The 25,533-nt window shown below is 70.3% G+C and carries 13 protein-coding genes, 1 tRNA gene and 7 pseudogenes; 10 read left to right on the top strand and 11 right to left on the bottom strand.

Annotated elements, in window-relative coordinates; genetic code table 11:
* Window positions 1-574: 574 nt before the first annotated feature.
* Window positions 575-651, bottom strand: a tRNA-Pro gene (locus QEG98_RS34640).
* 253 nt (window positions 652-904) lie between these two features.
* On the opposite strand from QEG98_RS34640, the gene QEG98_RS34645 reads away from it, so the two are divergent.
* Window positions 905-1,291 (top strand): two-component system response regulator, encoded by a 387-nt coding sequence (locus QEG98_RS34645; RefSeq protein ID WP_044276566.1) that lies wholly within the window; start codon window positions 905-907, stop codon window positions 1,289-1,291.
* Window positions 1,292-1,304: 13 nt separating this feature from the next.
* On the opposite strand, the gene rpe is transcribed toward QEG98_RS34645, so the two are convergent.
* On the bottom strand, window positions 1,305-1,964 hold the full coding sequence (gene rpe, locus QEG98_RS34650) for a ribulose-phosphate 3-epimerase (RefSeq protein ID WP_140867369.1): 660 nt from the start codon (window positions 1,962-1,964) through the stop codon (window positions 1,305-1,307).
* A gap of 173 nt (window positions 1,965-2,137) precedes the next feature.
* Between rpe and QEG98_RS34655 the strand changes: the two genes are divergently transcribed.
* Window positions 2,138-3,640 (top strand): GAF and HD-GYP domain-containing protein, encoded by a 1,503-nt coding sequence (locus QEG98_RS34655; RefSeq protein WP_316564355.1) that lies wholly within the window; start codon window positions 2,138-2,140, stop codon window positions 3,638-3,640.
* A gap of 4 nt (window positions 3,641-3,644) precedes the next feature.
* Here the strand turns inward: QEG98_RS34655 and pyk are convergent, their stop codons facing one another.
* From pyk to QEG98_RS34675, 4 genes and pseudogenes are all read right to left on the bottom strand, one after another.
* Window positions 3,645-5,078, bottom strand: a complete 1,434-nt coding sequence (pyk, locus tag QEG98_RS34660; protein WP_316564356.1) for a pyruvate kinase — start codon at window positions 5,076-5,078, stop codon at window positions 3,645-3,647.
* 101 nt (window positions 5,079-5,179) lie between these two features.
* On the bottom strand, window positions 5,180-5,833 hold the full coding sequence (locus QEG98_RS34665; protein WP_316564357.1) for a hypothetical protein: 654 nt from the start codon (window positions 5,831-5,833) through the stop codon (window positions 5,180-5,182).
* A 383-nt stretch (window positions 5,834-6,216) separates the two neighbouring features.
* Window positions 6,217-7,673, bottom strand: a pseudogene (locus QEG98_RS34670) (NFACT RNA binding domain-containing protein).
* 97 nt (window positions 7,674-7,770) lie between these two features.
* Entirely contained in the window at window positions 7,771-8,010 is a 240-nt protein-coding gene (locus QEG98_RS34675) for a hypothetical protein (protein ID WP_020478039.1), read from the bottom strand.
* 355 nt (window positions 8,011-8,365) lie between these two features.
* Between QEG98_RS34675 and QEG98_RS34680 the strand changes: the two genes are divergently transcribed.
* Complete coding sequence (locus QEG98_RS34680; protein ID WP_316564358.1) at window positions 8,366-9,673, top strand: glycoside hydrolase family 1 protein; 1,308 nt, start codon at window positions 8,366-8,368, stop codon at window positions 9,671-9,673.
* A gap of 59 nt (window positions 9,674-9,732) precedes the next feature.
* Here QEG98_RS34680 and dusB read toward each other — a convergent pair.
* Window positions 9,733-10,745, bottom strand: a pseudogene (gene dusB / locus QEG98_RS34690) (tRNA dihydrouridine synthase DusB).
* A 95-nt stretch (window positions 10,746-10,840) separates the two neighbouring features.
* On the opposite strand from dusB, the gene QEG98_RS34695 reads away from it, so the two are divergent.
* The 3 genes and pseudogenes from QEG98_RS34695 (at window position 10,841) to QEG98_RS34705 (ending at window position 15,644) form a co-directional block, all read left to right on the top strand.
* Window positions 10,841-12,268: a M50 family metallopeptidase gene (locus QEG98_RS34695; protein WP_090488695.1), complete on the top strand. Its 1,428-nt coding sequence runs from the start codon at window positions 10,841-10,843 to the stop codon at window positions 12,266-12,268.
* Window positions 12,269-12,350: 82 nt separating this feature from the next.
* Complete coding sequence (locus tag QEG98_RS34700; protein WP_410477885.1) at window positions 12,351-13,349, top strand: acyl-CoA desaturase; 999 nt, start codon at window positions 12,351-12,353, stop codon at window positions 13,347-13,349.
* Between the two features lie 262 nt (window positions 13,350-13,611).
* Window positions 13,612-15,644 (top strand): annotated as a pseudogene (locus QEG98_RS34705) (chloride channel protein).
* A gap of 12 nt (window positions 15,645-15,656) precedes the next feature.
* On the opposite strand, the pseudogene QEG98_RS34710 reads toward QEG98_RS34705, so the two are convergent.
* Window positions 15,657-16,864, bottom strand: a pseudogene (locus tag QEG98_RS34710) (glycosyltransferase family 4 protein).
* Between the two features lie 217 nt (window positions 16,865-17,081).
* Here QEG98_RS34710 and QEG98_RS34715 point away from each other — a divergent pair.
* Window positions 17,082-17,594 (top strand): GNAT family N-acetyltransferase, encoded by a 513-nt coding sequence (locus tag QEG98_RS34715; protein WP_090488687.1) that lies wholly within the window; start codon window positions 17,082-17,084, stop codon window positions 17,592-17,594.
* A gap of 17 nt (window positions 17,595-17,611) precedes the next feature.
* Here the strand turns inward: QEG98_RS34715 and QEG98_RS34720 are convergent, their stop codons facing one another.
* Together QEG98_RS34720 and QEG98_RS34725 are read right to left on the bottom strand one after the other, a co-directional pair.
* Window positions 17,612-18,142 (bottom strand): peroxiredoxin, encoded by a 531-nt coding sequence (locus QEG98_RS34720; RefSeq protein ID WP_090488685.1) that lies wholly within the window; start codon window positions 18,140-18,142, stop codon window positions 17,612-17,614.
* 48 nt (window positions 18,143-18,190) lie between these two features.
* Window positions 18,191-19,482, bottom strand: a pseudogene (locus QEG98_RS34725) (amidohydrolase family protein).
* 179 nt (window positions 19,483-19,661) lie between these two features.
* On the opposite strand from QEG98_RS34725, the pseudogene QEG98_RS34730 reads away from it, so the two are divergent.
* The 3 genes and pseudogenes from QEG98_RS34730 (at window position 19,662) to QEG98_RS34740 (ending at window position 23,606) form a co-directional block, all read left to right on the top strand.
* Window positions 19,662-21,763, top strand: a pseudogene (locus QEG98_RS34730) (protein kinase domain-containing protein).
* A 47-nt stretch (window positions 21,764-21,810) separates the two neighbouring features.
* Window positions 21,811-22,974, top strand: a complete 1,164-nt coding sequence (locus QEG98_RS34735) for an alpha/beta hydrolase family esterase (protein ID WP_316564361.1) — start codon at window positions 21,811-21,813, stop codon at window positions 22,972-22,974.
* A complete protein-coding gene (locus tag QEG98_RS34740; RefSeq protein ID WP_316564362.1) occupies window positions 22,857-23,606 on the top strand; it encodes a carbohydrate deacetylase in 750 nt (249 codons plus the stop codon). The genes QEG98_RS34735 and QEG98_RS34740 overlap by 118 nt, the downstream gene beginning before the upstream one ends.
* On the opposite strand, the pseudogene QEG98_RS34745 reads toward QEG98_RS34740, so the two are convergent.
* Window positions 23,590-25,487: pseudogene (locus tag QEG98_RS34745) on the bottom strand (ATP-binding protein). The gene QEG98_RS34740 and the pseudogene QEG98_RS34745 overlap by 17 nt on opposite strands.
* Window positions 25,488-25,533 lie beyond the last annotated feature (46 nt).

Below are 25,533 nucleotides of genomic sequence, written 5' to 3' on the forward strand. Positions count from 1 at the left end.
GCTCGTTGTACCGATGACCCACTCCAACAAACAGGGCTCCCATCCATCCTATACTTCGCGCCAGCAAGCTTCGGATTAACGGGACAATCGGCACGACCACGAAGAGCCGTTTGCTCGCCAACCCCAGACTCTAGACGTGACGCCCGACATCGAACAGCTTCACCAGACCATCGCCCAAGGCGTGTACAACAAGCTGACGACGGCTGGGTTCAGGCCACCTATTCGTACCTGGCCATCACCCCTCTTCTCCGAAGAAACCGGCCGGTACCGCCTCGCCGACGGGCAGCAGCGCTCCTTCGCCGCGACAGACGAAGTCACGGACGCCTTCGACGAGTTGAGGACCCGGATGGCGACACTCAGCAAGAACGGCCACAGTTCAAAGTGGTGCCATCTGCCGGCAAATGAGCCGATGAATTCCGCACCTACCCGCGCCAGGAACTCCAGGCTCGCGTCCCCGTCCAGCCCAGCTGACCCGAGGTTCGCGCCCGCAACCGGTCGGCCAGAGCCGCGAGGATTATCGGCCCCAAAACGAAACGGGCTGGAGACCTTGCGATCTCCAGCCCGCTTCATGACGTGGTCGGGGAGACAGGATTTGAACCTGCGACCCCTTGGTCCCGAACCAAGTGCTCTACCAGGCTGAGCCACTCCCCGATATGTCGCCTCGCCGGACGGTCCTTCTCGGGACCGGCGAAGTGCGGGCGGTAGTACCCGAGCCGCCCAGCCGAGTCAACGTCCTCGGATCACCTTTTCTTCCACCCCTCCCCGCCCAGAGGGAGCAAGCAGCCGAGCGATGCCCGGGTGCCCCCGGACTCCGCTTCCCAAGACCACGAATTTCCTGTACTCCCGGACAGTTTCCCCTCCTGCTACACTCACGAGGCAGCCTGCATTGTTGCACCGCGATGCCATGACGCCGCCCCCCGTCGTCCTCATCTCCGATGACGAGCCCCTCATCGTCTCCGCCCTCGCCCGCGAGGGGAAACGCTCCGGGCTGAACTGCATCTCGGACACCACGTCCGAGCGCGTCCTGGAGCTCGCCCGCGAGCACCGGCCGGCCGTCATCATCCTGGACATCAACCAGCACCAGGACGGCAGGGACTTGCTCGCCCAGCTCAAGCAGGACCCCAACACCCGCGACTGCAAGGTCATCATCCTCAGCGCCGTCGAGGACCAGTTCACCCGCCACGTCTGCTTCGAGCTCGGCGCCGACGACTACGAGGTGAAGCCCTTCGACCCCACCTTCATGACCCGCGTCGCCCGGCTCGCCTCCTCCGTGGCGCGCCCTCGCACCTGAAGTCCGCCGTGCCTCACGAGCGCAGCGAGCGGATGGCCTCCGCGTAGTCCTTCGCGCCGAAGACGTAGCTGCCCGCCACCAGCACCGTGGCCCCGGCCTCCACCACCCGCTTCGCCGTGGTGGCGTTGATGCCACCGTCCACCTCGATGTCCACGTCCTTCAGCCCGCGCGCATCCAACATCCCGCGCAGCCGGCGCACCTTCTCCACTGTGGACTCGATGAAGCCCTGCCCACCGAAGCCCGGGTTCACGCTCATCAGCAGCACCATGTCCACGTCGCCCAGCACCTCCTCGATGGCCGACAGCGGCGTGCCCGGGTTCAACACCACCGCCGGCTTCGCCCCGGCATTGCGAATCTGCTGAAGCGTCCGGTGCAGGTGCGGACTGGCCTCCACGTGCACCGTCAGCACGTCCGCTCCCGCCTTCACGAAGGCCTCTACGTAGCGCTCCGGCTCCACAATCATCAGGTGCACGTCCAACGGCTTCGTCGCCACCCGCTTGATGGCCTCCACCACCACGGGGCCAATCGTGATGTTCGGCACAAAGCGGCCATCCATGACATCCACGTGAATCCAATCCGCACCAGCGGCTTCAATGGCACGGACCTCTTCGGCCAAGCGGCCGAAGTCACAGGACAAAAGCGAAGGAGAGATGCGAACGGGGCGGCGGCTCATGCCGCGCTTCATAACCGCAACCCGCGCGCTGGCTAAGGCCGAACGCAACGCGGCGACGTCCACCAGACAGCCAGGGACCTGCCAGGTGGGTCCCCCGAGGCAGCGTGCTGTCTACCCGTGCTAGAACTTTGTAGCTCTTCGCGGCCGCTGGCCGCTTCTCACGGAGCCGCCTGGTGCTCGCCCAACCCGCCCCACAGCCCGAGCTGAACCGCCGCCTGGCGAAGCTCACGTCCATCCTGGATGTCGCGAAGGCGATGAGCGCCGAGCGCGACCTCGACCTGCTCCTTCCGCTCATCCTCTTCGAGGCCACCAAGGTGGTGGAGGCGGACCGCTGCTCGCTCTTCATCCTGGACCGCGAGCGCAACGAGCTGTGGAGCAAGGTGGCCCAGGGCTCCAAGAGCGAAATCCGCCTCCCGGTGGGCAGCGGCGTCGCCGGACAGGTGGCCCAGACGGGCGCCGTCATCAACATCCCCGACGCCTACGCCGACGCTCGCTTCAACCGCTCGTTCGACGTCTCCAGCGGCTACCAGACGAAGACCATCCTCTGCGTCCCCATGCGCGATGCCGGCGGCGAGGTGACGGGCGTCATCCAGGCCCTCAACAAGCTGGACGGCGCCAGCTTCAACGCCGAGGACGAGGAGCTGCTGCTCGCCCTGGGCGCCCAGGCCGCGGGCGCCATCGAGAACGCCCTCCTCCACGAGGACATCAACCGCCTCTTCGAGGGCTTCGTCTCCGCCTCCGTCGTCGCCATCGAATCCAGAGACCCGACCACCGCCGGTCACTCCGGCCGCGTGGCCGACCTCACCGTGGCCATGGCCCAGGCGCTCGAGCACCTGTCCACCGGCCCCTACGCCCACACGCGCTTCTCCGCCGGGGAGATTCAGGAGCTGCGCTACGCCTCACTGCTGCACGACTTCGGCAAGGTGGGCGTGCGCGAGCCCGTGCTGGTGAAGGCGGAGAAGCTCTACCCCCATGAGCTCGAAGGCCTGCGCGCCCGCTTCCAGCTCGCCCGGAAGGACTTGCAGCTCCAGAGTTACCGCCGCCGCCTGGAGGCGGTGAAGATTCGTGGCCAGGCGAACCTGGCGGAAATCGAGGCGGAGGAAGAGGAGCGGCTCGCCCGCGAGTCGTGGCAGCTGGACGAGGTGCTGGAGTTCATCCTCTCCTGCAACCGCCCCACCGTGCTCGCGCAGGGCAACTTCGAGCGGCTCCACGAGCTGGGCGCGCTGCGCTTCCTGGATGCCCACGACCAGGCCCAGCCGCTGCTGCTGCCGGGGGAAATCCAGTCGCTCTCCATCGCCCGCGGCACGCTCTCTCCCGAGGAGCGCCGCGAAATCGAGAGCCACGTCGAGCACACCTACCGTTTCCTGTCCCAGATTCCGTGGACGCGCACGCTGCGCCGGGTGCCGGAGATTGCCTACGCCCACCACGAGAAGCTGGATGGCACCGGCTACCCCCGCGCGGAGAAGGACATCCCCGTCCAGTCACGGATGATGTCCATCTGCGACATCTACGACGCGCTCACCGCCAGCGACCGGCCCTACAAGAAGGCCGTGCCACACACGCTCGCGCTCGACATCCTCCGGCGCGAGTCCGACGCCGGGCAGTTGGACCCGGCGCTCTATACCGTCTTCATCGAGGCCGACATCCCCCGGAAGGTCCTCCAGGGAATCAAGTAGCCGCTCAGCCCTGGATGGTGTGCAGGCGCAGGCTGTTGATCTTGCCCGGCTGGCCCACCGGCGCGCCGAACACGATGACGATGCGGTCGCCCTTGCGGCCCAGGCCTCGCGCCAGGAGCTCTTCCTCCACGCGCTTCACCATGGCCTCCGTGTCCTGGATGGGCTCCAGCACGCGCGGCACCACGCCCCACAGCAGCGACAGCCGGCGGCGCACTTCCTGGTTGGGGCTGAAGGCGACAATCGGCACCGTGGGCCGGTAGTGCGACAGCAGGCGCGCCGTCACACCCGACAGCGTGAAGGCCGCGATGAGCGAGGCGTTGCTCGCCTTGGCCGCCTCGCACGCCACGCGCGCAATCACGTCCGGGAAGTGGCTGGGCAGTCCCAGCGGCGTCTCCAGCGGCCGCATCAGCGACTGCGTCGTGCGCGCGGAGGACTCGGCCGCCAGGATGATGCGCTCCATCATCTGCACGGACTCGATGGGGAACTTGCCGCTGGCTGTCTCGCCCGACAGCATCACCGCGTCCGCGCCGTCGAACACGGCGTTGGCCACGTCGCTGGCCTCGGCGCGCGTGGGGCGCGGGTTATCAATCATGGAGTTCAGCATCTGCGTGGCCACGATGACGGGCAGGCCGCGCAGGTTGGAGCGCCGGATGATGTCCTTCTGGACGGCCGGCACTTCCTCGGGAGGAATCTCCACGCCCAGGTCGCCGCGCGCCACCATCACGCCGTCCGTCTTGTCCAGGATGGCGTCCAGCCGGGCAATGGCCTCCGGCTTCTCCAGCTTGGCGATGATGGGCACCGTGCGGCCCACCTCGGCCATGGCCTGGCGCGCGGTGTCCAGGTCGGACGGCTGGCGCACGAAGGACAGCGCGATGTAGTCCACGCCGGCCTTGATGCCGAACACCAGGTCCTCACGGTCCTTCGGCGTCAGCGCCTCCGCGCGCACCGCCACGCCGGGCAGGTTGATGCCCTTGTTGTTCTTCAGCGTGCCGCCGTGGATGACCTGCGTGCGGATGAGCTTCTGCTTGTCCGTCTCCAGGACCTTCAGCTCCAGCAGGCCGTCATCCAGGAGGATGCGGTCCCCCGGATTCACGTCCGCGGCCAGGAACGGGTACGTCGTGGACACGATTTCGTCCGTGCCTGGAACCGTTTCGTCCGTGGTGATGTGGAAGGTGCCGCCTTCCTTCAGCTCGGTGCTGCCCTTCACGAAACGGCCGGTGCGAATCTTCGGGCCTTGCAGGTCGCCGAGGATGCCCACCGCCTTGCGAACCTTCAGCGACGCGGCGCGCAGCTTCGCGATGTTCTCCGCGTGCTGCTCGTGGCTGCCGTGGGAGAAGTTCAGGCGAGCCACGTCCATGCCGTTCTCCAGGAGCGCTTCGAGCATCTCCTGACTCTGGCTGGCGGGACCGAGGGTGCAGACAATCTTCGCTCTTCGCATAGAGCTCGTGAGGATGGGTTTCCCTCACGGCAGCGTCAAGCACGCTGCATGGGCCGCTTCGCTCGGTAAAACGGTAAATGAGCCAGCGAACGACGCGGCGCTCAGCCGCGCAACAGCACGCCCAGGTTCTCCCGCTCCCAACGCAGTGCGGCGGCGTAATGCGGGAATGTTCTCTCGCGTTCGCGGAAGGCACGCGGGTGATGCACGCGGCGGCCACCCCGGCCCGTGCTCGGGAAGAGCTGGTGGAGCATCTCGTGGAAGATGATGAACTCCACGAAGAAGGAAGGCACCTCGGGGGTGTCCAGCGCCGGGTGGATGCGAATCTCACGCGTCTGGTGGTCGTAGACGCCCAGGCGGATGGACTTGCGACGGCGGCGCGGAGGCATGCGCCCCCAGCCAATCCGGGCCTGGATGAGGCCCTGGAAAAAATCGCGGTTGGTGGCGTCGTAAAGCGCCTGGAGGTCGAAACAGCGCCCGCGCGGGTTGAGGTCCGCGTCGGATTCGCGGCGCATCTGGCGGATGCGCGGCTGCTGACCGCGGATGTACTCGTCCAGGATGGCGCCCGCGGTGCGGTGTCCCCGGCCCGCATAGTCCGCCACCGCGCGCACCACCGGCTCCGGCGCGTCCAGGAACATGTGGTGCAGCCGCAGCGCCAGCACCGCGGAGCCCCGGCGGAAGGACACCATGGTGGAGCGGTTGTCCGTCACCGACAGGCGCACCGGCATGCCCAGCTCGGCGCTCAGCCGCCAAGCCAACGATTCAGCCCGGGACCACAGCTCCTCCCGCGTGGGCGCACGCGTGACGATGCGGGGGCCTCGTCGGGCAGGAGGTTGCGCTGCGGCATGGGCACGGGCGGTGCGACGGGCCGCGGCGCGGGCGCCACGGGCGCGGCAGGTCCCCCTCGGGCCGGGGTGCGGCCGTGCCCTCCGCCGCGCGGCCGGCGGCAGAGAGACCTCGAGGGAAGAGCGACGTCTGGCGAAATTGCTCGGGGGACACGCGGCTGCGCATCGTACCCCGCACTTCCGGGGACTCAAGGGCGGCGGTCCCCTGCCCGCCTCCTCACCGTCAGCCCGTCAACCGCGCTCGCACGCAGCGTCCACTAACAGGAGGGAAAGGCAGGCGAGCGTACGACGCGCCCTCACGGTGCGGGCGGCTCGGCGTGCCGGGACTTGAGGAGCCGCTCCAGGCGCTCGGGCTCCATGCGCACCACGAAGGTCTTCTCGCGCGTGAAGGTCACCTGCCCCGGCGCGCCGCCCTTCACCTTGCGCACGAACTTCGCGGGCACGTAGCTCACCTCACCGCGCGGCTCGCCCTTGGCTCCGGAGTGGTGCAGCGCCGGTGCGCCGCGTCCAGCAACACCTCCTGCGCCACCTCCTGCCCCTTCTCCAGCGGCAGCACCACGTGGCTGCCCGGGACACCGCGCGCGTGGAGCCACAGATGCCAGGGCCTGGCCACCTTGAAGGTGAGCGCGTCGTTGTCCTCCGAGCCGCGCCCCACCCAGATGCGCGCCCCGCCATGGCCCACGTACTCCTTGAAGGGCCGGCCCTCCCGCGCGCCCTCGCCCCCACTGGGGAGCTGAAGCACCTCCGCCTGCGACAGCAGCGCGGCGTCCTCCATCCGCTCAATCTGCGCGAGCGCCTGCTGCGCGTGCGCCACCTCGCGCGCCAGCTCCGCCTCGCGGTGACGCGCCTGCTCCACGCCCCGCAACAGCCGCCGGTACTGGTGGAAGTGCCAGTCCGCCTCCTCCTTCGGGGTGCGCTTCGGGTCCAGCGTCACCCGGACCTCCTTCGCGCCCTCCTCTGTATAGGCGGTGAGCACCGCCTCGGTGGCGCCCCGCTTGAGGCGGTAGAGGTTCTGCGCCAGCAGCTCGCCCACCTCGCGGTGCTTCTCCGCGTCCGGGCCGCGGGCCGCCTCGGCGCGCACCTTGTCCAAGGTGCGGGAGGCGCGCTTGAGGCGGGCGCGGTACGGCTGCGCCAACCGGCGGCGGATGGTCTCCGAGCGGCTGGCCTTGTCGCGCGCTCCGAGCAGGCGCTCCGCGGCCTGGGAATACGGCAGCGCATCCGAGTCCTGGGGAGCGAGCCGCGAGGGTTGGCTCCGGGCCTTCTCGCGGGCCTCGGGCGGCGGCGGCTCCGGCGGCGTCCACGCCGCGCCCGGATGCAGGCCCCGGCGCTGCGCGAAGCCCTCACCGGAGAGCATCAGCACGCGGCCGGTGTCGCTGAGCAGCAGCAGACCACCGGGCGCGCCCACCTCCAGAAGGAGGCGCCTGCGCACGTCCTCGCGCTCGAAGTCGAAGGCCACCACGCGCTCGGCTTCCATGAAGCGGGCGTCCTGGAGCTTGAAGCCTGTCAGCTCCTGACGCAGCCACCGCTGGAAGGGGGCGGGTTCGCCCGGCGTGGGGAAGCGATCATCCGCCACGGACACCCGGGCCAGGTCACCTTCCGCGCACAGGCACAACAGGATGGATTTGCCCGGGACGCGAAGCTCCACGTAGGCGAGCCTGGGAAGGGGACACCAGGCCTTCTGCGCCACCGCGCCCGTGAGGCGCTCCGCCAGCTCCGCCACCACCTGCTCCAGCTCCACGGGACGCAGCGACATGGGGCACTCCGGGTCCTGAAAATGAAAACGGCCCGGCGGGTTTCGCCGAGCCGTTCACCGGACGTCAACTACCGTCCGCTCATGACGACGGGACTGCTCAGGACTCCGGCGTAACCGGGGCCGCCACCGTCTTGGCCTTGGTGGTGCGCTTGCGAGCCGGGGCCTTCTTGGCCGCCTTGCGGGTGGTCTTCTTGGCGGCCGCCTTCTTGGTCGCGGTCTTGCCAGCCGTCTTGCGAGCGGTCGTCTTCTTCGCCGACTTCGCCGCCTTCGTGGCCTTCGCGGTCTTGGCAGCCTTCTTGGTCGCGGACTTCGCAGCGGTCTTCTTCTTAGCGGCCATCAGAATCCTCCAGTTCAGTGGTTGGCCCCAGGTCAACCGAGGCCCTGCACTCTTCTTGATGGGAGTGAGTGCTTGAAGTGAATGGTACGGGCGACATGCCAGTGTGTCAACGCATGGTGATGTATTGCATCGCGTGCGAGGCCGATTTTTCGGCATCGAGCGCGTCCGGAGGTGCCGAACGCCACCTCGCGGACACTCGCGAGCGCATCCGAGGTGTCGCGCGCGAGGCCGAGTTTCCGGCTCCGGACACGTTTCGGCCACTTTCGAGCACGACGTCGGCGCATGCCGCGGCGCATGCGCGCGAGCGACGCGGCGCTTTTCGTCGTGGGGTGCGGCGTCTACGGTTCGCCACCACATGAGCGCCACCGAGCAGACCTTCCCCGCGGACTTCACCTTCGGCGTCGCGACCGCCGCGTACCAGGTGGAGGGCGGCATCGAGAACGACTGGGCCGAGTGGGAACGCGCCGGGAAGCTGAAGGAGCCGGACGCTCGCTGCGGCCCCGCGGTGGACCACTGGAACCGCTACGAGGAGGACTACGCCCTGGCCCGGGCGGTGGGCGCCACCGCGTTCCGCATCTCCCTGGAGTGGGCGCGCATCGAGCCGGAGCGCGGGCGCTTCGACGAGGCGGCGCTGGAGGCCTACCGGGAGCGGCTCCTGAGGATGAAGGCCCATGGCCTGCGGCCGGTGGTGACGCTCCACCACTTCACGCACCCCACCTGGTTCCACCGGGAGACGCCGTGGCACCAGCCGGCCAGCGTGGACGTCTTCCGGCGGTACGCGAAGCGGTGCGCGGCGCTGCTGGAGGGGCTGGACGCGCTGGTCATCTCCTTCAACGAGCCCATGGTGCTGCTGTTGGGGGGGTATCTGCAGGGCGCCATTCCTCCGGGCCTCGCGGATGGCCCCACCACCATGCGGGCCATGGAGAACCTGGTGCGCTCGCACGTGGCCGCCCGGGAGGAGCTGTTGTCCCGGCTGGGCCGCGTGGAGCTGGGCATCTCCCAGAACATGCTCGCCTTCGCGCCGGACCGCTGGTGGCACCCGCTGGACCGTGCGCTGGTGAGGCTCGGGGCCCAGGCCTACAACCATGCGTTCCACGAGGCGCTGGCCACCGGCAAGCTGCGCGTCACCATGCCGGGCGTGGCCTCCACGCGCGTGGACATCCCTGGCGCGCGGGACTCCGTGGAGTTCATCGGGGTGAACTACTACACCCGCGCGCACCTGCGCTTCGTGCCGCGCCCGCCCTTCATCGAGTTCAAGTACCGGGACATCCACGGCCGGGGCCTCACCGACATCGGCTGGGAGGACTGGCCGGAGGGCTTCCTCCAGACGCTGCGCGACGTGAAGCGCTACGGGAAGCCGGTGTGGGTTACGGAGAACGGCATCGATGACCGCGCCGGCACCCGCCGGCCCCACTACCTCCATTCCCACCTGGCCCAGGTGCTGGCCGCGCGCGCGCAGGGCGTGGACGTGCGCGGCTACCTCTATTGGAGCCTGCTCGACAACTTCGAGTGGCTGGAGGGCTGGGGCCCGCGCTTCGGCCTCTACCACGTCGACTTCGACACGCTCCGCCGCAGCCCCACGCCCGCGTGTGACTACTTCCGCGCCGTGGCCACCGGACGGAAGCTGGTACCGCCAGACGCCGTCCTCCCCTCGGGCGCTTGAGCGGCGCGCCGCCCACGAAGGGCACGCGCTCCCTCCTTATATAGAGAAGCGCCGTGCCCTCAGCCCAGGGCCGCCCGGTAGTCCACGTCCTGCTCCTCACCGGGGCCCGCGAGGTCCACCTGGGCCGCGGTGAAGAAGCGGCGCACGCAGTCCTCCACCGCTGACGGCACCTCCAGGCCGTTCACCTCCGCACGGAAGGCCGCGGCGCCGTACAGGCCGTGGGCGTACCACGCCAACTGCTTGCGGAAGGAGCGCACGGCGCCCAGCGGGTCCCCCATGAAGTCCAGGTGCGCCCGGAAGTGCTCCAGCACCAGCTCGCAGCGCTCGCGCGGCGTGGCGGGCGGCCCCCGAGCAGCTCGCGGAAGATCCACGGGTTGCCCAGCGCGGCGCGGCCAATCATCACGAAGTCGCAGCCGGTGGTCTCCAGCATGCGCGCGGCGTCCGCGGGCGTCTTCACGTCCCCGTTGCCGATGATGGGCAGCTCCGGGAAGTGGCGCTTGAGGTCGGCGATGACGCTCCAGTCCGCCTGCCCCGAATAGCCCTGCTCGCGCGTGCGGGGGTGGATGGCCAGCCCCGCGCAGCCCGCCTCCTGGAGCGCGCCAGCCACCTGCAGATAGTTCAGGCTGCGGGCGTCCCAGCCCGAGCGAATCTTGCAGGTGACGGGCAGGCCGGTGGCCTCGCGGATGCGCCGGACGATGTCCGCCGCGCGGGGCACGTCACAGAGCAGGCCGCTGCCCGCCCCGTTCTTCACCACCTTCTTCACCGGGCAGCCCATGTTGATGTCGATGATTTGCGCGCCCGCCTCGCGCCCCACCACCGCGGCCCGAGCCATGGCGTCCGGCTCACCGCCGTAGATTTGGAGCGAGTAGGGCCGCTCCACCGCGGCGTCGTAGCGCAGGTACTTCAACGTCCGCTGGTTGGCGCGCATCAGCCCCTGCGAGCTGACGAGCTCGGTGGGACAGAGCGCCGCGCCCAGACGGAAGGCGAGCACACGGAAGGGCATTTCGCTCACCCCGGCCATGGGGGCCAGGATGTACGGATTCGGCAGGGTGTAAGGACCAAGCTGCGGCATGAAGGGCGGGGAACCTAGCGGATTTGCCCGGGACATGGCGGAGACGGTGAGCAAGTGCCTGCGCTCGGAGGTCCTAACGGTTAAGGTCCGTCCCCATGTTCCGCTTTCGCCTCGGGAGCATTCCCGTCGAAGTCCACCCCAGCCACCTGCTGGTGTCCGGCATGCTGGCCTGGAGCTCCGTCCCCGCGGCCCAGAACGGCTGGCCGTTCCGCCAGGTGGATGGAGCCCCGCCCCTGGGCCACGCCAGCGCGATGGTGGTCTACATCCTGTCGTGGATGCTCATCGTCTTCGTGTCCGTGCTCATCCATGAGATGGGGCATGCGCTGGCCAGTCGCCTGTTCGGCTACCGGCCAAGCATCGCGCTCGTCTGGATGGGTGGCCACACGCTCCCTACCGACGCGCCAGGTCCCCTTCCGTGGAAGCGGGACTTGCTCATCACCGCGGCCGGCCCCTTCTTCGGGCTGATGCTGGGGGTGACGAGCGGGGTGGGCTACCTCCTGCTCGAGGGCCGCTCGCCCGCGCTCGACTTCTTCCTGCTCACCTTCATGATCGCCAACTTCTTCTGGGCGTTCCTGAACATGCTGCCCGTACTCCCGCTGGATGGGGGGCGCATCACCACCACCCTGGCCACGCGGGTGTTCGGTCCGCGGCGCGGCTTCGTGCTGGCGCAGGGGCTGGCGCTGCTGGTGTGCGTGGGGGCCGTGGTGTACGGCCTGCGGTCGGGTTGGCTCCTGCTCACCCTCATCTTCGCCATGTACGGCATGCAGTCCTTCCGCGTGGTGGCGGAGGCGCTGCGCAACGGACAGGCGCAGAGCGTCCCACTGAAAGGGCCGCTGGCGGAGAAACTGCGCGAGGCCCGGGCCGCGCTCGACGCGGGCCGCATGGACGAGGCGAGGCGGCTGGGCGCGTCCGTGCTGGAGGCCAACGAGGGCCTGACGCCGCGGGTGGCCAGCCATGCCCACCACCTGATGGGCTGGCTCGCCTTGAAGGAGGGCCAGGGCCGCCAGGCGCTGGACCACTTCTCGCAGGTGCAGGGCCTGCCCGTGGAGCCGCACGCGGTGGCGGCGTCCTTCTCCCTGGTGGGCGATGACGCCCGCGCGGTGGAGTGGTGGAAGCAGGCCTGGCAGTCCTCGTCGGACCGGACCGTGATGCACGAGTACGCCGGCACGCTCATCCGCATGGGCCGCGAGTCGGAGGCCCTGAAGCTCCCGGGCCTGGACCCGGAGGCGGCGTTCTCCTGCGCGGAGCGGGTGCTCTTCATCCGGGGCGCGTACTCGGAAGCCGCGGCCGTGGGCGAGGCGGCGCTGCAGCACGCGCCCAGCGCCACGCTGGCCTATGACGCGGCCTGCGCCCATGCCCGCGCGCGCAACGTGCCTGACGCGATGCGCCTGCTGCGCCGCGCCACGGAGCTGGGCTTCACCGATGGGGCCTATGCCGCCTCGGACGAGGACCTGGCTCCGCTCCATGGGTACCCCGCATTCGAGGAGTGGTTGACGGAGCTGCGGCAATCCGCCGCCTCCTGACAGAGGGATGACAGGCGGGGGTGTTGATGCGGGGTGAGGCTGAGCACGTTCCAGCTCGGCCCACCCAGCGCACGAGGCTCCCTTGCAGACACCGTCCCCAGCCCTGCCCGCGGCGGATGAGCGCCTCAACTGGCTCTCCTCCATCCCCTTCTTCGCAGTCCACCTGATGTGCCTGTTCGTCTTCGCCGTCGGGGCGAAGCCGGTGGACGTGGCCGTGTGCGTCGGCCTCTACGTCGTGCGCATGTGGGGCATCACCGCGGGCTTCCACCGGTACTTCTCCCACCGGGCCTTCAAGACGGGACGCGTCTTCCAGTTCATCCTCGCCTTCGTGGGCAGCATGTCCGCGCAGAAGGGCGTGCTGTGGTGGGCGGCGCACCACCGCCACCACCACCGCTATTCGGACCAGGCAGAGGACATCCACTCGCCCCTGCAGAAGGGCTTCTGGTGGAGCCACGCGGGGTGGATTCTCTCCGACAAGTACAACGACACCCGCATGGAGGGCATCAAGGACTTCGCCCGCTTCCCGGAGTTGGTGTGGCTCAACCGCTTCCACCTGGTGCCGCCCGTCCTGCTGGCCGTGGCGCTCTACTTCATCGGCGGCTTCTCCATGCTGGTGTGGGGCTTCTTCGTCAGCACCACCCTGCTGTGGCACGGCACCTTCACCATCAACTCGCTCAGCCACATCTTCGGCAAGCGCCGCTACAAGACGACGGACACCAGCCGGAACAACTGGCTGCTGGCGCTCGTCACCCTGGGCGAGGGGTGGCACAACAACCACCACTTCCATCAGAACACCGCCAACCAGGGCTGGTTCTGGTGGGAGGTGGACCTCAGCTACTACTCGCTGAAGGTCCTCTCCTGGTTCAAGGTGGTGGAGGGGCTGCGGCTTCCCTCCGAGGCCACGAAGTTCGCGTTCCAGAAGTACACCGACGAGGAGCGCGCGGCGCTGGCGGCTCCCACCCGCTTCTGGGGTGCTTCGGGCGCGCGGGCCCAGTTCGTGGCCACGAAGGCCGCGGGGATGCGGCCCGGGCCGCCAGTGATGCGGCGAAGGCCGCGGGCGACAAGGTGCGTGAGGCCCTGACGACCGCCGCGGACCACCTGCCCACCGCCGCGCCGCCATCCTCCGCCATGCTCAAGCGGCGCTAGCCGTTCGGAGCTGAAGCGAAACCGTGACGCGCCTGTCATGGGCGCGACCCGACGGCTGGCCGCCCTGCACACGTCCGCGTCACGAACCTTGAGTGGCGCCTGACCCACTGTTAGTGGGACCTGCAATGAGTGCAGGGGATGTACCCGCATCAAGCGCGGCGGCCCAGCGCGCCCTCTGGGCACAACTGCGCGCGGCGATGGGCCGCTTCGTCCACGCCGCGCTGAGAGCGTCCAACCGCCTGCGGCTGCCCGGCCCCTCTGTCCTACCGGTCGCGGGCGCGGTGGTCGGTCTGTACAGCGGGCTGGCGGCCGGCATCTTCTCCAACCTCATCGGGTTGGTGAGCGGGCTCACCTTCGGGGCGGCCTCGCTGAAGCACACGCTTCGCCAGGACCAGTTCCAGTCGCTCATGGAGGCGTTCGCCGCGGCCCGCTGGCATCCGGAGTACGCCTTCATCGGCGTGCCCTGGCTTCCGGCGCGCTGCTGCTGGCGCGCATCATCGAGCCGGGCGGGCCCCGTGACGAAGTGAAGCGCCGGCTGCGCCTGCTGGCCCTGCTGGCCCTGGGTGGGCTGTCGCTCTACTACCCGCTGGTGGCGCTGTCCGCGCTCAACAGTGTGTTCGGACACAGCCACAACCTGCCCGAGGCGCTGCCCCACCTGCCCTGGTGGCTGATGCTGCTGGCGCCCACGCTGGGCGGCGTGGTGGTGGGCCGGCTGCTGCGGGACAAGCCCGAGACGCATGGCCACGGCGTCCCCGAGGTGGTGCGGGCGGTGAAGAGTGGCGCCAACGCCCTGCCGGCGGACCGGGGCCTGCTGAAGCTGGTGGCGTCCGCCATCACCATTGGCAGTGGCGGCTCGGCGGGCCGCGAGGGGCCCATCGTCTACGGCGGCGCGGCGTTCGCATCCACCGTGGGCCGGGTGCTGGGCTTCAGCCGCAAGGAGCTGTCCATCCTCCTGGCGTGCGGCGCGGGCGCGGGCATCTCCGCGTCCTTCAACGCTCCCATCGCCGGCGCCGTGTTCGCGATGGAAATCATCCTTCGCGAGTTCGAGCTGCGCGTCTTCTCCCCCATCATCCTGGCCAGCGTGGCCGGCACCCTGGTGAGCCAGGGCGTCATGGGTGAGTCCGCCATGCTCCGGCACGTTCCCTACGAGCTGGTCAGCGGCGGCGAGGTGCTGGCCTACGCGGGCCTGGGCATCGCCTGTGGGCTGCTCGCCTTCACCTTCGTGCAGTTGCTGCACGGCGTGGAGCACTACTTCCATGGCCATGTGAAGGACCGGCTGTCCCCGTGGCTGGGCAGCAAGCCGCTGCCGCTGCGCGCGGGGCTGGGCGGTCTGTGCGCCGGCATCCTGGCCTTCGCCAGCCCCACCGTCTGGGGCAGCGGGCACGACTACATCAACCTGGCCGCGCTGGGACGGCTGCCCTTCCTGTTCCTCATCACCGCGTGTCTGCTGAAGCTGGTGGCCACGGCCCTCACCATCGGCTCGGGTGGCTCGGGCGGGACGTTCTTCCCGGCGGCGCTCATTGGCGCCATGGCGGGCGGCGCCTTCGGCACCCTGGTGCACTACTTCTTCCCGGAGAGCACCGGCCCCAGTGGCGCGTATGCCCTGGTGGGCATGGGCGGCGCGGTGGCGGCGCTCACCCGCGGCCCGCTCACGGGAATGATGATGCTGTACGAGCTGAGCGGGAACCACGACATCATCCTGCCGCTGATGGTGACGTGCACCATCGCCTCGGCGCTCTGTCACTACCTCACCGAGCGGAAGACGCCGAAGGTCCAGAGCGACACGGACCTGCTGGAGGCCACCCCCGTCCGCTCGCTGATGACCCACCTGACACCCGTGCCCGCGGGCACGCCGCTGCGGGCGCTGACGGACCTGCTGCTCACCTCCGAGGCGGGCACCCTGCCCGTCCTGGACACCGTGGGCCGCATCTACGGCACCGTGCAGGTGGAGCAACTGCGCGAGGTGTGGCGCGATGAATCCGTGTACCCGCTGCTGGTGGCCAGTGACCTGGCGCGCAAGCTGCCCGCGCTTTCCCCCGACGCGAACCTGTCCCATGCCCTCCACGTCATGGACCACGAGGACGTGGATGCCCTGCCCGTCAGCGTCCCGGCGGGCAGCCCCACCTGCGGGCTGCTCACCCGCGCCGCGGTGCGCAGGTTCCTCTTCGCGCAGCATGCCCAGGCCCACGCGTCGGGCAACTACCCGGTCAGCCCCACCGAGGCGAGCTGACGCCCCACCCGCTCAGTGCGTGGGGGTGCCCGCTGGAGACAGCACCCCCTGCGTGCCCACGAGGCTGGCGTAGGCGGAGAGGTAGCGGCTGGCCATCCGCCGGGGCGTGTACGTCAGCGCCCACGCCCGCGCGCGCAAGGCCAGCCGGGTGCGCAGCCCGGTGTCCTCGCGCAGCCGCTCCAGCGTCTCCACCAGGGCATCCACGTCGTCCGGGGGCACGAAGCACGCGGCCCCATCCCCCACACCTCGCGCAGCGCCGGAATGTCGCCCAGCACCAGCGCGCAGCCGGACAGGGCCGCCTCCAGCGCGGTGAGGCCAAAGGGCGCGTAGCGGGCCGGCAGCACAAAGATGGATGCGCGCGACATCCACTCCGCCAGGACATGCGGCTCCAGGTGCCCCATCCACTGAAGGTGGCGCGGCTCCGCCTTCCGCTCGGAGGGATGGCGCGCGTCTCCCGCGAGCCGCACCGGCCAACCCAGGCGGGGCGCGGCGGCGTCCAGCACGGCGACATTCTTCGCGGCGTCCCACGGACTGCCCACGCCGAGGATGAAGGGCTCCCGCTCCGAGCGAGGCGGCACCCGGTCCGCGCGCCGCCCATGGGGGATGACCTCCGCGGCGGGCAGCGGGCCATAGTGCATCTGGAGGGACTCGAGCAGGTCCCGGCTCGGCGTCACCACCCGGCCCGCGGCGCCGAGGCCCGCGGTGACGGCCTCGCGATAGCGCGCATGGCACGCGGGCGCGTCCTCGCCCTTCACCGCCCGCCACCACGACAGGCGGCATGCGTGCCCCACCACCAGGGGCCGGTGCAGCCACGGCAGCGCTCCGTGCACATAGCCATTGAGGTGCACCACGTCCGGACGCACGCGGCGCTCCAGCGCGAGCAGCCAGTCGCCCGCCGCGCGCACGTCGTCCCACGGGTCCTCCATCCACTCCAACCGGAAGCGCCCTTCCTCCACCGTGAGATTGGGAATGCCCCGCGCCTCTGCCCACTGCGCGCTGGTGAGCGGCGCCCCCATGGTCGCCAGCGTCACCTCCACCCCGTGCGGCGCGAGCGCCCGGGTCAGCTCCAGCGCGTACGTCCAGACGTCGCCCACGGCGTCGGCCGTCATCAGCACCCGCCGCACTGTCCGGCTCGACGTGACGTCACTGCCGTGCGCATGCCTGCCCTCGTGGGGTGGGGCATGGGTCTCCTGGCCTTCCATTCCACTCGCCATGCGCATCCGCTGACTGTTCATGGTCCCCCCGCAGAGCCCCGGACTCGTGGAGGGCAACGTAGGCCGAGCGCCTCCATGGGAGGATTGCCCCACCGCGCCCCTTCCCTGCATGACACCCGATGGATGGAGAGACGAGGACCCGCCCAGGCCCAGCAGATACCCTCCGAGACACCCTGGCCGCCGGACGCCCGAAGGGTCATGCTGGGAACACGAGAGGCCCTCCATGGAGATTCTCCGAGCGACTCCGTCCGAGCACACGCTGCTTCGAAACCTCTACCCGCTCTACCTCCACGACCTGAGCGAGTTCGGCGTCGACTACGCCCTGGACGAGCAGGGGCGCTGGCGGCCGGACTTCCTGCCCACGTGGTTGATTCAAGCCCCCGAGGTCCACCCCCTGCTGCTGCGCTGGGAGGGCCGCGTCGTGGGCTTCGCCTTCGTGGGACAGTCCCCCTTCCCCTACATGACGCCTGGACGCGACTTCCGGATGAGCGAGTTCTTCATCCTCCGAAACGAGCGGCGCATCGGCCTGGGACGGCTCGCGGCCAGGGCCGTGTTCGACCTCTTCCCTGGCATCTGGGAGCTGTCCCAACTGCCACGCAACCGCCCCGCCATCGCCTTCTGGCGCAGGGTCATCGACGAATACACGGGGGGCGCCTTCGAGGACACCTTCATCGACGGTTCCCCCGCGCAGGTCTTCGACAGCCGGCAGCGCGTGGCACCCGCGCGGGGACGGTAGCCACGTGCCTTACGCGGCTACTTCGTGCCCGAATCCGGCGTCTTCGCGTCGGCGCCGGCCGGCTTGCGCAGCGGGCACGCGACAATCGCTCCGTGCGGGTTGATGGCGTCGTTGCCGGACTCGACCTTGAGAATCTTCAGGCCCTCCCCCACGACGAACGTGTACCGCTTCGGCACCGACAGCAGCGGCATCTTCACGTCATAGGCGGAGACGACCTTCCCTTCAGGGTCGGGGATGAACGGGAACGGCGCCTTCAGCTCAGTCTTGAAGCGCGTGAGCGTCTCCGCGTCATCCATGCTGATGGCCAACACCTGCCCCTGCGCCTTCTCCACGTCCGCGTAACGGTCCCGGTACGCCTTGAGCTCGCGGGTGCAGCCTCCCGTGAAGGCCTTGGGGAAGAAGGCCAGGATGACGGGGCCCTTCTTCACCATCTCCGACAACGTGTAGACGTTCCCCTCGGAGTCCTTCGCCGTGAAGTCCGGCGCCGTCTCTCCGGCCTGGGGAATGGCACCGCTGAAGAATCCCGCAACGAGCAATGGCACGAGCATGGGCGGGACTAGACAGGACATCCCGCCCCCGGACAAGGCAGAGGCGGGCTACTTCTTCGCCGCCTCCGCCATCCGCGCCCACACCGCCGACGCGGCCTCCCGCGCCTGCTCCGCCACCACGGAGGGGCTCACCGACAGCGGCCGGCGCGCCCACATGCGCCACACACCATCCACCATCACCGCCTCCACGTGCCGGCTGCCCAGGCCGAACACCACGTGCCAGGCCAGGTTCTCCGCCGTCAGCGGCGTGGCCGGCAGGTAGTCCAGGATGAGCAGGTCCGCGAGCGAGCCTCGCGCATGGGCCCCACCGATGCTTCGAAAATCTGCGACGCCATGCGGTGCCCGTTGGCCAGGTAGCGCAGCACATCGATGGGCTGCCCCGCCTCACGTGAGCGCAGGTACGCCGCCTGCGCCTCCGCGAACAGGTCCGCCGACACGCCATCCGCGCCCAGCGTGGCCCGGGCCCCGAACTTCAGCGCCGGCGCGTACCCCACCTCCAGCCCCTGGTTGGCGCGCGGCGTGTGCACCAGCCACGCACCGGTGGCAATCACCTGCGCCAGGTCCGCCCAGTCCAGGTGGCCCACGTGCGCCAGCTGGCTCTTGGGCGACAGCAGGCCCGCCTCCAGCAACCGCGAAACCGGCGAGGCACCGTAGTTCTCGTTGGACAGGCGCTCATCGAGCGGGTCCTCCGCCAACGGCAGGTGCAGGCCACCATCGCCCAGCGCTTTCAGCGCCTCCGCCAGGCCTGACAGCGCATCCGGCCCGATCGTGAAGCACGGCGCCGCGCCCACCTGCCCCCGGAAGCGCCCCTTCGCCTTCTTCGCGAAGCTGACCGTCTCCTCCAGCCCCTCCTCGCGGCCGAGCGCGCCCTGGCGATCCGACACCGCGTAGGCGAGCACGCCGCGCACGCCCACCTCATGGAGCCCGCGCGCCAGCCGCACCAGCGAGCCCGAAATCGCCTTGGGCGAGGAGTGCAAATCGCACACGGTGGTGGTGCCGCACTGAAGCGCCTCCAGCCCTCCGGCACAGCCCGCCACCTGCACGGCGTCCAGGTCGAGCGCGTTCTCGTACGGCCAGGCCACCTGCTCGAGGATTTCCTGGTAGGTCTCCAGCGGCGGGCGCGGCATGCCACGGCCCAGCACCGCGTACAGGCGGTGGTGCGCGCTCACCAACCCCGGGAAGACGAGCTTGCCCGACAGCGCCACGACTTCGTCATCCGGGCCCGGCGTCAGGTCCGGCCCACGGGCGACGATTCGCTCTCCTTCGATGCGCAGGTCCACGCGCTCGACCAGCGCCGGCTCCAGTTCGACGACGTAACCACCCTTGAGGACTGTGCCCAACCATCCCTCCGGCCGCAGCGCGTGCGTGTGTCTGGGCCACCTCCCGCCAGGCCCATGAGACAGGACGGACGTTAACATTCCCGCTCCCTGGCGCGAGCGGGGAGGTAGAGGACCCCCACCCGCCGTAATGGCCACAACACTGTGCGCGGACGGGCGCCTACACGTAGACTGCGCGCACTTTGGAGCCGGAGCAGAACCCCTATCAGGTGGGTCGCTACCGACTGTCCGCGCGAATCGCGACAGGCGGCATGGCGGAGGTGTACCTGGGCCGCCGCATCGAGGACGACGGCAGCCGTGGGCCCTCGGTCGCGGTGAAGCGGTTGATGCCGCACCTCGCCTCGGACCGGCGCGTGGTGCAGATGTTCCTCAACGAGGCCCGCATCACCGCGCAGGTGAGACACCCCAACGTCGTCACCATCATCGAGCTGGGCATGGAGGGCACCGAGCCCTTCATCGCCATGGAGTTGCTGGAGGGACGTTCGTTCGCCGAGCTGCGTCAGGAGGCCGCCGAGCACGGACACCGCGTGCCGCTGGGCATCACCCTGCGCGTGCTGGTGGAGGCTTGCCGGGGCCTGGACGCGGCGCACCGCGCCGTGGATGAAGCGGGCCGGCCGCTGCGCATCGTCCACCGCGACTTCACGCCCGACAACATCCACGTGGGTGTGAATGGCGCGGTGAAGGTCATCGACTTCGGCATCGCCAAGGCGGACGCGCTGGGCTCGGGCACGGAGCCCGGCACCCTCAAGGGCAAGTTCTTCTACATGTCCCCGGAGATGATTGCCGGCAAGCCGGTGGACCACCGCGCCGACCTGTTCGCCGCGGGCGTCATGCTCTACGAACAGCTCTGTGGCCGCCGACCCTTCACCGGACTGTCCGCCGACGAAGTGCTGGGCCGCATCGCGGAGGGACGTCCCAAGCCGCCCACCGCCTTCGACCCGTCCGTGCCCACCGCGCTGGAGCTGGTGTGCCTCACCGCGCTGGCCCGAGAACCGGCCGCGCGCTTCGACAGCCTGGAAGACTTCATCGCCGCCATCGAAGCGATTGGTGGCGCAGCGGAGATGGCCACGCCCGAGCAGCTGGCCGCCTACGTGGATTCGCTCTTCCCTCCGGACCGCGACCCCAAGCGACTGGCCCTGCGGCGCGCGCGGCTCGCGGACCCGTCCCACGGAAGCACACCGGCGCCCCACACCCGGCCCATCCTGGGCGTCGTCGACGCGCCCACCGCGTGGCCCCAGGTCTCCCGGACCACGAATCCCGACGCGGCGACGGTGGCGGGCGCCACGCGGAAGGCCCCCACGGGCACGGCCGCCTCCACCGCCCCGGATGAACACGCCCCGAGCAGGCGACGCTCGCGCATGGTCCCGCTCATCGCGGGCGTGCTCGCGCTGGGTGCTGCGGGCGCGGGCGCGACGTGGTTCCTTATGCGTCCCGCAGCGCCCCCGCCGAGCGCCTGGCCCGGGCGGAGTCCGCCTCCACGGCGGATGCGAAGGCGGCTGCCCTGGAGGGACTGGCGTCGGATGACCGGGCAAGCGCGGAGGAGCTGAGCCGGGCGGGCGCGCTGCTGCTGGAAGCCGGCGCGCACGCGCAGGCCCTGGCCCTGGCGGATGGCTTCGTCGCGCGCTTTCCCAAGGACATCGAGGCGCACCTCATCGCCGCGCGCGCCGCCACGGAGTTGCGACTGGGCAAGCGGGCCGAGCGCGCCCTCGAGGAGGCCACCGCGCTGGCCCCCAAGGACCTCCGCCCACCGCTGGCGCTGGCCGAGCTGCGCGAGCGTCAGGGGGACATCCCGGGCGCGCTGGCCGCGCTGGCCACGGTCCACGCCCGGAAGCCCGGCTCCTCGGAGGTGACGCCCCGCTACGGCCTGCTGCTCTCGCAGAGTGGCCGGCTGGATGAGGCCGCCAGCGTGCTCTCCGCGTGGACGCGCTCCCACGATGACGCCGCGAGCCTCGCCGAGCTGGGCTTCGTGCGCTTCCGACAGCAGCGCGTGGACGAGGCCGCCACCCTTCTCAAGCGCGCGATTCGGAGGGCGCCCAAGCTCGCCGTGGCGCACTACTACCTGGGGGCCGTGCTCTTCCGGCAAGGCGACACCGCGGGCGCCGAGCGTGCCTACGTCGAAGCGGACCGGCTCTCTCCCGAGGACCCACGAGCGCTGGCCTCCCGTTGCCAGCTCCACGCCCACACCGGCAACACGGCGGGGGTCACCGAGGCGAAGCGCGCCTTGTCCGAGCGCTTCCCGACGCGCGCGGAGGCCCTGGCCGCGGAGTGCGTCGCGGTGAAATGACGCCGACACTTCGTGCGTCACGGCTCCGGCCCATTAACTTCGAGGCCATGCGCTTTCGCAGAACTCGCCTCGCCCTCGGAGTCCTGCTCGCTGGTGCCACGGCGTGCTCGTCCTCGGACACTTCCCGCCGGCCCACGGAGGATGCCGGCATCGTCCCTCCCACGGGTGAGGAGCCCACGGTGCCGGAGCGCACGGCCTGTACCGGCCTCACGGTAGGGCCCGGAACCTACGACTGGACGGTGGAGCACGACGGGCGCACCCGCCACTACCGCGTCCACGTCCCCCCGGGCTACGACGCTACCCGGCCCACCGCCGCCGTGGTGGCCTTCCATGGCCTCGGCTCCAACGAGGTGGAGATGGAGGGGCTGATGCGCCTGTCCACGCTGGCCGACACGGAGGGCTTCCTCGCCGTGTATCCCCGGGGCCTCGGCGCCTCCGAAATCAATCACCAGGGGACTGACGGCACCTACCGGGGGTGGAACGCGGGCGCGTGCTGCGGCCCCGCCTGGACGGCCAAGGTCGATGACGTGGGCTTCGTGGACACGTTGCTGGCGGACCTGGACACGCGCGTGTGCGTGGACACGCGCCGGACCTTCGCCACGGGCTTCTCCAACGGTGGCTTCTTCTCGTACCAACTGGCCTGCCAGCGCGCGAGCCGCTTCGCCGCCATCGCCCCCGTGGCGGGCATGGAGGGCGCCACGCCCTGCAACCCGTCGCGCCCCGTGCCGGTGCTGCACATGCACGGCACCGCCGACCCGGTCATCCGCTACCAGGGTGGCAGCAACCTGAGCCCCTTCGGCGGCACCTACCCGTCCGCCGAGGAGTCCGTGCGCCGCTGGGCCGAGCGCAACGGCTGTATGGGCCCCACCGTGGAGACATACCAGCAGGGCGACAGCACCTGCACCGCCGCCACCGGGTGCAGCCCGGAGTCCGCCACCGCGTCCCTGTGCACGGTGCAGGGCGGCCAGCACACCGGCCCGGCTTCACGGGCTTCAACCACGGCGGCACACCCCACCTGGACGCCACGCGGGAAGCGTGGAAGTTCTTCCAGACACGCCCCCGGCCCTGAGCCCACCGCGAGGAGAACCCCGCCATGCCGTCACGCGCCCTCATCATCAACGCCGACGACCTGGGCTACGACCCGGCCGTCACGCGCGGCATCCTCCGCTCCATGCGCGAGGGCGTCGTCTCGTCGGCCACCTTCATGGTGAACACGCCCTTCTCCGAGGCCGCCGCGCGCGAGGCCCGGGGACTCTCCATCGGCCTGCACCTCAACCTCGCCCGGGGCGCGCCCGTGTGGAGCGGCTTCCCGCGCGAGCTGCTCGGCGAGGACGGCGGCTTCGTGGAGGCGCGCGCGGGCAGCCTGCCGGCGGACGTGGTGGAGGCGGAGACCTTCGCCCAGCTCGCACGGCTCGCGGGCCTGCTGGGCCAGCCGGCCACGCATGTGGACGTGCACAAGCACCTGCACCTGCACGCGGGGGTCCTGGAGGGCCTGGCCCGGGCGGCGCGGAGCGTGGGCATCCCAGTGCGCTCCATCGACGCGGAGATGCGGCGCACGCTGCGGGCCCAGGGCGTCGCCACCAACGCGCACTTCGTGGGTGACGCGGGCGCGGAGGCATACTGGACGCTGGAGCGCTTCGCGTCGGAGCTCGCCGCCCTGCCCCAGGACGGCGTCATCGAGCTGATGTGCCACCCGGGCTACCGGCCCGAAACGCTGAAGAGTGGCTACGCGGCCCAGCGGGAGGTCGAGCTGGAGACCTTCCTCCACCCCCAGGCGCGCGAGCTCCTGGCCCAGGCGGGAATCGTCCCGGTGGACTTCCGCGTGCTCACGTCCGGGAGCTGAGCAGGTCCAGCGGCGCCTCGGCCGTGGACCGCCGCTCCACGGAGAGCGCGTTGCGCACCCGAGTCACGAGGTCCTCGGGCCGGTAGGGGCGCGTACACAACGACGTGCCCTCATGCGCCCACCAGGGGCGCTCGTCTCCAGCCAGCAGGATGGGCACCGGCCGCGCGCGAGGCAGCGTGGCGAAGGTCTCCAGGAAGACGCTCGTCTGTCCCTGCGTGGCGCTGGTGGACAGGACGATGAGGTCCACCGGCAGGTGCGTGGCTCGCCGCAGCGCCTCGGCCCCGTCGCGCGCCGTCAGCACCTCGAAGCCCTCGGAGAGCAGCACCTGCTCCGCCGCGGCCTCCTGGGTCTGGTCCTCGTCCAGCAGCAACAGCCGGTGGGGCAGCCGCCTCACGTCGTGCGGCGCCATGCGAGGCAGGCTCAGCGAGAAGGTGCTGCCCTTCCCTTCCGCGCTGCGCATCGACAGCGCGCCGCCGTGAAGCCGGGCGATGGAGTGGCTGATGAAGAGGCCCAGCCCCAGTCCGCCGAAGTGGCGGTGCGACACGTTGCGCGCTCGATAGAAGCGCTGGAACACCTGCGACTGGTCCGCGCCCGGGATGCCGATGCCGTGGTCCTGGACGTGGATGCGCGCCTCGCCCTGGGAGCGCTCCACCGTCACGGCGATGGGCTCTTCCGGCGCGCTGTACTTGTGCGCGTTCTCCAACAGGTTCACCAGCACCTGCTCCAGCCTGTCCCGGTCCCCGCGCACCCAGACACGCTCGCGGGGCACCTCCACGGCGAAGGGCCGCTCGAAGGCCGCGCGGAAGTGGTCCACCACCTCCGCCACCAGTTGCCCCACCTCCAGCGGCGCCAGATCCAGCGCCAGCCTGCCCGCGTCCAGGCGCGACGCGTCCAGCAGGTCATCCACCAGCCCCACCAGCCGGTCCACCTGCCGCTTGGACTTGAGCACCGTGGCCAGGTCCACCGGCTGGCCCGACGACAGGCGCCGCTCCATGGTGAAGAGGCCCAGCTTCAGCGGCGTGAGCGGCGTCTTCAGCTCGTGGCTGGCGATGGAGATGAACTCCTCGCGCACCTGAAGCGCGGCCTTGGCCTCGCGCAGCAGGCGCGCGTTCTCCACCGCCACCGCCAGCTGGTTCGCCGCGGCGCTCCACAAGTCCAGCTCCCGCACGGAGAAGGACGTGCCCTGTTCCTTGTAGAGCAGCAGCAGGCCCACCGTCCGGCGCGGCGCGCACAGCGGCACCGCGGCGAAGATGGAGCCCATGGAATCCCCGTAGCCCCGCTGGATGCCCAGCTGCGCCTGACGCAGCGCCAGCGCCTGCCGGAACGGGTCCGACTGAGAGTCGAAGGTCGCCTCGGGGGACTCCGAGCCGGCCGGTCCGACACCGCCACCCGGCGCAGGCTCCCGCCCTCCTCTTCGCAGAGAAAGACCTCGGCGCGGCGCACGTGCGCGCAGCGGACCAGGGCCACCACGGCGGCGGCGCAGACGCTGTCCACCTCCAGCGTCTCCCCCACCGAACGGGCAATCTCCTGCACCGCCTGGGAGAAGGCCCCCTCGTCGTCCACGCCCGAGGGCTCCACCACCAACCAGACGCCCGCTGCCTCGCCCGCCGAGGCGGGCTTCACCTGCACCCGGACCTGACGCAGCGCACGGGTGATGACGTGGCCGGTGTGGGACGCACCGTCCCGGATGGCGCGCTCCAGGGCGTCCAGACTCCGGGTGCGCTCCAGGGCGTCCCGCAGGTCGCCACCGGCGTGCAGCGCCACGCCCGTCTTGTGGGCGAATCCTTCCTCGCACCACTGCACGCGCAGGTCCGGACCGACGCGAACCAGCGCCAGCGGCAGGCACGAGAATGCATCTTCGACGTCGGAGGGAAGCGGCATGTGCTCGGGCAGGGGGAAGAGGCTCCCTTGATTATGGGCCCCTGCC

This window comes from Myxococcus sp. MxC21-1 (assembly GCF_032612255.1).
Classification (GTDB): domain Bacteria; phylum Myxococcota; class Myxococcia; order Myxococcales; family Myxococcaceae; genus Myxococcus; species Myxococcus virescens.